The sequence below is a fragment of the Roseovarius gaetbuli genome, from assembly GCF_900172365.1.
GTDB lineage: Bacteria > Pseudomonadota > Alphaproteobacteria > Rhodobacterales > Rhodobacteraceae > Roseovarius > Roseovarius gaetbuli.
In genome coordinates this window covers 69,951-76,592 of the sequence record NZ_FWFJ01000015.1, presented here as the reverse complement: position 1 = coordinate 76,592, position 6,642 = coordinate 69,951, and the positions used below count along the sequence as shown (strand labels likewise).

The 6,642-nt window shown below is 61.0% G+C and carries 7 protein-coding genes and 1 pseudogene; 5 read left to right on the top strand and 3 right to left on the bottom strand.

The annotated features are described in order from the left end of the window. The 3 genes and pseudogenes from ROG8370_RS21405 to ROG8370_RS09490 form a co-directional block, all read right to left on the bottom strand. A pseudogene (locus tag ROG8370_RS21405) lies at positions 1 to 124 on the bottom strand (IS110 family RNA-guided transposase); the annotation flags it as partial. A gap of 227 nt (positions 125 to 351) precedes the next feature. Continuing rightward, a complete protein-coding gene (locus ROG8370_RS09495) occupies positions 352 to 1,176 on the bottom strand; it encodes a TerC family protein (RefSeq protein ID WP_085826852.1) in 825 nt (274 codons plus the stop codon). 143 nt (positions 1,177 to 1,319) lie between these two features. Then, positions 1,320 to 2,060, bottom strand: a complete 741-nt coding sequence (locus ROG8370_RS09490) for a FadR/GntR family transcriptional regulator (protein WP_085826844.1) — start codon at positions 2,058 to 2,060, stop codon at positions 1,320 to 1,322. Positions 2,061 to 2,144: 84 nt separating this feature from the next. Here ROG8370_RS09490 and ROG8370_RS09485 point away from each other — a divergent pair, with 84 nt between their 5' ends. From ROG8370_RS09485 to ROG8370_RS09465, 5 genes are all read left to right on the top strand, one after another. Beyond that, on the top strand, positions 2,145 to 2,879 hold the full coding sequence (locus ROG8370_RS09485) for a DUF2182 domain-containing protein (protein WP_085826851.1): 735 nt from the start codon (positions 2,145 to 2,147) through the stop codon (positions 2,877 to 2,879). 18 nt (positions 2,880 to 2,897) lie between these two features. Further along, entirely contained in the window at positions 2,898 to 3,527 is a 630-nt protein-coding gene (locus ROG8370_RS09480) for a DUF1326 domain-containing protein (protein ID WP_085826843.1), read from the top strand. Then, entirely contained in the window at positions 3,527 to 4,630 is a 1,104-nt protein-coding gene (locus tag ROG8370_RS09475) for a dimethylsulfoniopropionate demethylase (RefSeq protein WP_085826842.1), read from the top strand. The genes ROG8370_RS09480 and ROG8370_RS09475 overlap by 1 nt, the downstream gene beginning before the upstream one ends. Before the next feature lie 108 nt (positions 4,631 to 4,738). Beyond that, a complete protein-coding gene (gene acuI, locus ROG8370_RS09470; protein ID WP_085826841.1) occupies positions 4,739 to 5,731 on the top strand; it encodes an acryloyl-CoA reductase in 993 nt (330 codons plus the stop codon). Between the two features lie 58 nt (positions 5,732 to 5,789). Further along, a complete protein-coding gene (locus ROG8370_RS09465) occupies positions 5,790 to 6,305 on the top strand; it encodes a GNAT family N-acetyltransferase (protein WP_085826840.1) in 516 nt (171 codons plus the stop codon). Positions 6,306 to 6,642 lie beyond the last annotated feature (337 nt).

The following is a 6,642-nucleotide window of genomic DNA, read 5'->3' as shown; positions in this document are numbered from 1 at the left end:
ACATGAATTTCCAGAACTGGGGCCGTGTCAGTTTTTTGCGGAATTGTTCCTTCCCCGACAGCAATGCCCCGTGAACCTGGAAAATACTCTTCGCCAGATCTACACCAATCATTGTATCCTTCATTTTGCCGTCCTCTCCGTTAGATGGTCTACAGACCACCATCTTGGCACATTGCGATGCCGTCAGGGGAGGGCGGCAACCACCCCATCTTCAGTACCTGGAACAGCACATCGCTGATCCTACCGGCGCCAGCCGGTAGTGGTTCAGTATTTTTGGAACGATGAAAGTCTGAGCTGGGGCTTTCATCGTTCTTCAAATACTCAATTGCAATCGCTCGGACCGGGTTTGAGCTATCCGTTGTGCTGCGCGGTGGCGCGCCGCTCGGCGTTGAGTTTGCGGGTGTATCCGGATTGGATGATCTCGACCAGGAAGAGCACCACAACCGAGAAGTAGAAGGTCGACTTCGACATCGGCACCACCTCGTAGCCAAAGAACCGAAGCGCCAGCGTGTCGTCATGCACCGCATGCGCCGCCGCCTGTCCGGCCTCGCCCAAAAGAACCACGCCGACGATCAGCAGGATGAACAGGCCCAGCACCTCGTACATGCGGTTTTTCTGCAAGAACAGCGTCACCCCGTCGGCCAGAACAAGCATCGCCAGCCCCGAAAGCAGGATCGCGGCGGCGAGGATCGGGAACACCTTGGTGATGGCAAGCGCCGAGAGAACCGAGTCAAACGAGAAGATCAGGTTCATCATCACGATAAGCACCACGACCCGCGTCGCCGATTTGCCGGATTTGTTGCCCATGTCCGTATCCAGATGCTCGATCGAGAGCATGTGGCTTATCTCCTTGACGGCGGTGTAGATTATGAACACCCCGCCGAGGATAAAGACGCAGGTGGCAAAGTTGATCCCACCTTCGAGGATGCCGACCCAGTTGAACACGAAGAACGGCTCTGCCATCGCGTCAATCAGCCGGATCATCGCGAACAACAGCACAACCCGAAGCGCCACGGCGATGATGATGCCCCAGAACCGCACTGCTTTTTGGTGGGCAACCGGCGCGCGTTGCGATTCAATCGAGATGTACAAAAGGTTGTCAAACCCCAGAACCGCCTGCAGGAAACACAGCATCAACAGGTTACCAAGGTTTTCAAAAGTGAGAAGATCGGCCATCGCGCGGATCGTTTCCAATTACAGATTGGCCGCGTACCTAGCCCGGAAAGACCATAAGAACAAAGACTAATTGCGGGTAATAATCGAGGTTGCTGCTTGAACCCAGCCTTTCATCGTTCCCTAAATACTCAAATTCTGAGCTCTCATCCTGCGGCACGGTCCTTGTTGCGCGCGGCCATCACGTCTTGCCCCAGATGAAGTGTGTAGGCCTCAAGCTCGTGAAGCGCTTCTTGCGCCGCCTCGGGCGCGTGTGCCTCAAGCGCGTCGGCGATGCGGGTGTGCAGGCCGACAATCGCTTCGCGCGAGCGGGCGGTGAAGGTGATCATGTTCATCAGCGGCTGCATCGCCTCGACCGCGCCTGCAAGCTGATAGGACAGCACCGGGTTGCCCGCGCCATCAACAAGTGCGCGGTGAAAGGCCACGTCAGAAGCGCAAAAGCTCTCGTCGCTGAGGCCCGGCTGACCCTGCCGGTGGATTTCGGCACGCATCGTGGCCAGAATATCGGCGGTGCGCCGCTCTGCCGAAAGCGTTGTACAGGCCCGCTCAAGCGCATAGCGCGCCTCACAGGCGACATCAAAGCTGATGGCGTTCATCGACAAGAGAAGCGTGGCGGTGGTGATCTGATCGCCGTAAGCCTCTTCATAGCTCAGGCGATTGACGAACGCCCCGCCAAAGGCGCCCCGCTGTGTGCGGATCAGCGATTGCGCCGCCAGTCGCTTGAGTGCCTCGCGCACGGTCGAGCGTGAGACCGCGAACTGATCGGCAAGCTCTGCCTCCGAGGGCAGGCGCTGATCGACGATCATGTCTCCGCTGACGATGGCGTCGCGGATCGCCTTGGCGATCTGTGCCGAGAGGTCGGCCTTGTTGTCGGGATCAATTTTCATTTGTCATACATTTAATTGTCTGACATTTTCTTTGCAAGCTATGATTCGCGAGGAATGGCGATGTTTTCAACCCAGGTAAGGCGGATGACGGGGGTGCACTGGCTGACGCTGTTCGGCCTGATCGCCGCAGCCTGGGGCCTGCTTTACGCCATGGCGCTGCCCGAAGATCTGCGGGCGGGGGCGGTTCTCTATGGCGGAGATTTCCTTGCCAGCCTGTGCATCGTGACCCCCGACGCCGCCGGGTTCTGGCGCATAACGGTGATGTGGGCGCTGATGTCGGCGGCGATGATGGCGCCCACGGCCTTGCCGGCTTTTGCCACTTACGACGACCTGTCACATACCGGCCAGACGCGGTTTGGCCTGCTGGTTGCAGGTTATATGGTGGTCTGGCTTGGCTTTTCCCTGCTGGCGGCGGGCGCGCAGATGGCGCTGTTTCAGGCCGAGCTGATCAGCGCCTTCGGCGACAGCCGCTCGGGCGCTTTCTCGGCGACGCTTCTGGCGGTGGCGGGGCTGTATCAGTTCAGCCCGGCGAAAGAGGCCTGCCTTTCGAAATGCCGCCGACCGCTGTCGTTCTTCATGCAGTATTGGGATGAGGGCGCTTGGCGCAACGGCGTGCGGCTTGGGCTTGTGTGCCTTGGCTGTTGTTGGGCGCTGATGATGCTGGCCTTTGTCGGCGGCGTGATGAACATCGCTTTCATGGGATTGGCGACCTTGATCATGGTGCTGGAAAAGCTGCCTGATCTGGGCCGCTGGCTGACCCGGCCGCTTGGTGTCGCTCTTTTGGCGGGGGCGGCGTGGGTCTTACTGACAACACTATAATCTGGAGGAGGCCGCAACATGGCACTGGACGAACTGGGCACTGTGCCCTGGACCATCAAGGGGGAATTGATCCTCAACTGTAACTGCACGGTCTTTTGCCCCTGCGTTGTCAGCCTTGGCAAACACCCGCCCACCGAGGGCTATTGCCAGGCCTGGGCCGGTGTGCGGATCGACGAGGGCCAGTATGGCGATCTCGACCTCGGCGGGCTTAATGTCGGGCTGATGCTGGAAATTCCGGGTCTGATGGGGCGCGGCAACTGGAAGGTCGCGGCCTATATCGACGAGCGCGCCGATGATGCGACCTATGAGGCGCTGATCAATATCTTCAGCGGCAAGGCGCGCGGCACGACGGGGCTGTTCAGCGCACTGGTCAGCGAATTCCTCGGCGCCGAGCGCGCGCCGGTGGTGTTTGAGACCGAAGGCAAGGCGCGCCGCCTGATGGTCGGCAAGAAGATCCAGGGCGAGGTGGTGCCGGTTGAGGGCAACAAGGGCGAGGATATCGTCGTGACCAACACCGAATACTGGATGGGGCCGGATATCACCGTTGCCACCGCCACCAAGGGGCGCGTGCGCGCCTTTGGCCGGGTCTGGGATTTTGACGGCCGCAGCGCCGAAATCTGTCAGATTGATTGGAAAGGTCCCCGCTGATGGCGCTACTTTCGCCCTCGCGCCGGTTGCGCCGCACGCCGTTTTCCGACGGTGTCGAGGCGGCCGGCGTCAAAGCCTATACGGTCTATAACCACATGCTCCTGCCGACGGTGTTCCGCTCTGTGCAGGAGGATTATCACCACCTCAAGGAGGCGGTGCAGATCTGGGATGTGGCCTGTGAACGTCAGGTCGAGCTGCGCGGCCCCGATGCCGGGCGCCTGATGCAGATGCTGACCCCGCGTGATCTGCGGGGCATGACGGTGGGGCAATGTTACTATGTGCCCATCGTCGATGAGACCGGCGGAATGCTCAACGATCCGGTGGCGGTCAAGCTGGCCGAGGACCGCTGGTGGATTTCGATTGCCGATAGCGATCTGCTCTATTGGGTCAAGGCGACGGCACATGGCTGGCGGCTTGACGTTCTGGTGGATGAGCCGGACGTAAGCCCGCTGGCCATTCAGGGGCCGAAAGCCGACGATCTCATGGCGCGGGTGTTTGGGGACAGCGTGCGCGATGTGCGGTTTTTCCGCTATGGCATCTTTGATTTTCAGGGCCGTGACATGGTGATTGCGCGCTCGGGCTATTCAAAGCAGGGCGGGTTCGAGATCTATGTCGAGGGTGGCGATATCGGCATGCCGCTCTGGCACGCGCTTATGGAGGCGGGCAAAGACCTTGATGTGCATGCCGGCTGTCCCAACCTGATCGAGCGGATCGAGGGCGGCTTGCTGAGCTATGGCAATGACATGACCGACGATCACACGCCGCATGAATGCGGGCTGGGCAAGTTTTGCAACACCCATACCGCGATTGGCTGTGTCGGGCGCGATGCCTTGCTGCGGGTCGCCAAGGAAGGCCCGGTGCAGCAGATCCGCGCGATCGAGATCGACGGCCCGGCGGTGCCCGGCTGTGACCGGTGGTGGCCGGTCACGGCAAATGGCAAGCGGGTCGGGCGGGTCAGTTCGGCGGCCTGGTCGCCGGATTTCGACACCAATGTCGCCATTGGCATGATCCGTATGACCCATTGGGACGCAGAGACCGAAGTGACCGTCGAGGCACCCGACGGGCCGCGCGCGGCGCGGGTGCGCGAAACATTCTGGGCCTGAGCACCCTGAGACTCATCCGGGACTGAGGGGCTCTGCCCCTCAGACACCCCGGGATATTTTTAGCCAGAAGAAGCAGGGCGCAAGCTCTGCCAAGGAAAGGAAAGCGACATGTTCAACGCATTGGTTGTTGAGAAGGACGAAGAAAGCGGCAAGACGAGCGCGGCCGTCAAGCAGATCGGGCTTGATGATCTGCCCGAGGCCGAGGTGACCGTCGCGGTCGACTATTCCACGGTGAATTACAAGGATGGCCTTTGCATCGGGCCGGGCGGCGGGCTGGTGCGCAAGTACCCGCATGTGCCGGGCATTGATTTTGCAGGCACCGTCGAAGAGAGTTCGGATGACCGCTATAAGCCCGGTGACAAGGTTGTCCTGACCGGCTGGCGCGTCGGCGAGGCCCATTGGGGCGGCTATTCGCAAAAGGTGCGGGCAAAGGCCGATTGGCTTGTGCCGCTGCCCGAGGGGTTGAGCACACGTCAGGCGATGGCGGTGGGCACGGCGGGCTTTACCGCGATGTTGGCAGTGATGGCGCTTGAGGATCACGGGCTGGTGCCCGGGCATGGGCCGGTTCTTGTGACCGGGGCCGCGGGCGGTGTCGGTTCTGTTGCGACCGCGATCCTGGCCAATCTTGGCCATGAGGTTGCGGGCGTGACCGGGCGCCCCGAGACGGCGGATTACCTCAAATCCCTTGGCGCCACGCAGATCGTTGCGCGCGAAGAGATCAACGAGACCGTCAAGCGCCCGCTTGAGGCCGAGACATGGGCGGGCTGTGTTGATGCCGTAGGCGGCGATATGCTGGCGCGGGTGCTGGGGCAAATGAAATACGGGGCCAGCGTGGCGGCCGTGGGTCTTGCCGGTGGCGCCGGTCTGCCTGCGACGGTCATTCCGTTCCTGCTGCGCGGTGTGAACCTTTTGGGCATCGATTCCGTGATGCAGCCCTATGAAAACCGTTTGCGCGCCTGGGAGCGGATCGCAAAGGATCTGCCGATGGACAAGCTTGAGGCGATGATCGTGCCCGCCACCCTTGGCGATCTTCCGGGGCTTGGCCGCGATATCCTCAAGGGGCAGGTCAAGGGCCGCGTCGTGGTTGACGTGAACGCCTGAAGTGAGCCTTGATTTGCCGCCCCCCGCGTGGTTATTTGCCACCCGGGGGGGCGGTTTCATGAGTGATCACGCAGACATCAGCATTCGCCTTGCGCGCGAGAGCGATAACGATGCCCTCTGGGGCATTCTGCGTGACGTGATCCGCGCCGGCGATACCTATACCTATGATCCCGGTCTGACCCGCGACGCGAGCCTTGATCTGTGGACCGTTGCGCCGCGCGCCACCTATGTGGCCGAGGTGGCCGACGAAATCATAGGCACTTATTTCATCAAGACCAATCAGCAGGGCGGCGGCGCGCATGTCTGCAACTGCGGCTACATGGTGGCGCCGGGCGGGCGCGGGCGCGGGCTTGCGGCGGCGATGTGTCGGCACAGTCAGACGCAGGCGCTTGCGCTTGGGTATCTGGCGATGCAGTTCAACTTTGTGGTCACGACTAACCTTGGGGCGGTGCACCTTTGGCACAAGCTTGGGTTTGAGACGGTTGGCCGTCTGCCGCGTGCCTTTGCGCATCCGACCCAAGGGTTTGTGGATGCCTTGGTGATGTACAAGTGGCTGGCCGAGGATGTCGGCTAGGCCTCCGCCAGGCGGATATCACCGGCGAGGCGCAGAGCATCCATGCTCTTGGCCGAGGGCTTTCTTTTAAAACTCCGATCTTGCATTTGGCGGCGGGCGTGCTTGCGGTCTGTCTGACGGTGTCGTGACACGCTCGCGACTGGCGGGCGTCCGGCTTTGTGGGGCAGGGGGCTGCGCAATATGGGAAATGATGGCACTGGTCGGCGGTTTTGGTGACCGGAATACGAATCACCTTGCCGTGAAGGGCTTTATTTCCTGATGTTTTGCGCATAAATCCAAGGTTGATGCGGGTTTTCAGTATGGGAAATGATGTCCCTTCCTCAAAGTCTTCAGGATT

Excerpts from the sequence above, each read along its gene's own strand:
- ROG8370_RS09495 (WP_085826852.1), bottom strand. The coding sequence starts at position 1,176 with ATGGCCGATCTTCTCACTTTTGAAAACCTTGGTAACCTGTTGATGCTG.
- ROG8370_RS09490 (WP_085826844.1), bottom strand. The coding sequence starts at position 2,060 with ATGAAAATTGATCCCGACAACAAGGCCGACCTCTCGGCACAGATCGCC.
- ROG8370_RS09485 (WP_085826851.1), top strand. The coding sequence starts at position 2,145 with ATGACGGGGGTGCACTGGCTGACGCTGTTCGGCCTGATCGCCGCAGCC.
- ROG8370_RS09480 (WP_085826843.1), top strand. The coding sequence starts at position 2,898 with ATGGCACTGGACGAACTGGGCACTGTGCCCTGGACCATCAAGGGGGAA.
- ROG8370_RS09475 (WP_085826842.1), top strand. The coding sequence starts at position 3,527 with ATGGCGCTACTTTCGCCCTCGCGCCGGTTGCGCCGCACGCCGTTTTCC.
- acuI (WP_085826841.1), top strand. The coding sequence starts at position 4,739 with ATGTTCAACGCATTGGTTGTTGAGAAGGACGAAGAAAGCGGCAAGACG.
- ROG8370_RS09465 (WP_085826840.1), top strand. The coding sequence starts at position 5,790 with ATGAGTGATCACGCAGACATCAGCATTCGCCTTGCGCGCGAGAGCGAT.